Here is an 859-nt window from a genome sequence, read left to right as displayed (position 1 = left end):
TGTCTGGTGGCGATAGCCAAGTGGTCACACCCGTTCCCATGCCGAACACGGAAGTTAAGCACTTGAACGCCGAAAGTAGTTGGGGGCTTCCCCCTGTGAGGATAGGACGCTGCCAGGCGATACATATGGAGGATTAGCTCAGCTGGGAGAGCACCTGCCTTACAAGCAGGGGGTCGGCGGTTCGATCCCGTCATCCTCCACCATTTTTATTACACTTGCCGGTGTAGCTCAGCTGGTAGAGCAACTGACTTGTAATCAGTAGGTCGCGGGTTCGACTCCTGTTGCCGGCACCATTTTTATCTTCAATGATCACCAGAATTCAATTATGAATGAAGGTTCTACCTTTTATATCCCTGCCGGGGTGGCGGAACTGGTAGACGCACAGGACTTAAAATCCTGCGGGGGTTTCCCCGTGCCGGTTCGATTCCGGCCCTCGGTACCATTTTCATTTTGATGTTTGCTGTTTGATCCTTATATTCCGCACCCTTAGCTCAGCTGGATAGAGTACTTGACTACGAATCAAGGGGTCGGGAGTTCGAATCTCTCAGGGTGCATTTTCGGGAAGTAGCTCAGCTTGGTAGAGCACTTGGTTTGGGACCAAGGGGTCGCAGGTTCGAATCCTGTCTTCCCGACCATCTTCAATTTCATCCCTTTAATGGGGCCTTAGCTCAGCTGGGAGAGCGCCTGCCTTGCACGCAGGAGGTCAGCGGTTCGATCCCGCTAGGCTCCACCATTTTTATGACGAACTTTGAAAACTGAACGATGAGGCAAAAATCGTATTCTACGGAATACAAAAACGAATGAAGCGCAAGCTTCGTCAATCGTGACTTCGGTCACAACAACGAGCAAGTCAAACACT

At 51.1% G+C, this 859-nt stretch carries 6 tRNA genes and 1 rRNA gene; all 7 read left to right on the top strand.

The features are described from left to right. The first annotated feature begins 2 nt into the window (after positions 1 to 2). A 5S ribosomal RNA gene (gene rrf / locus AC3B4V_RS16235) occupies positions 3 to 118 on the top strand. Between the two features lie 9 nt (positions 119 to 127). Beyond that, a tRNA-Val gene (locus tag AC3B4V_RS16230) sits at positions 128 to 203 on the top strand. Positions 204 to 217: 14 nt separating this feature from the next. Next, positions 218 to 293, top strand: a tRNA-Thr gene (locus tag AC3B4V_RS16225). A gap of 62 nt (positions 294 to 355) precedes the next feature. Beyond that, positions 356 to 442: transfer RNA gene (locus AC3B4V_RS16220), tRNA-Leu, on the top strand. A gap of 38 nt (positions 443 to 480) precedes the next feature. Continuing rightward, a tRNA-Arg gene (locus AC3B4V_RS16215) sits at positions 481 to 554 on the top strand. Positions 555 to 558: 4 nt separating this feature from the next. Beyond that, positions 559 to 635 (top strand) — tRNA-Pro (locus AC3B4V_RS16210). 22 nt (positions 636 to 657) lie between these two features. After that, a tRNA-Ala gene (locus AC3B4V_RS16205) sits at positions 658 to 733 on the top strand. The last annotated feature ends 126 nt before the right edge of the window (positions 734 to 859 follow it).

It is taken from the genome of Exiguobacterium sp. E17S (assembly GCF_057772545.1).
The sequence above is the reverse complement of the archived record's forward strand: the minus strand, read 5'-3'. Positions and strand labels throughout refer to the sequence as shown.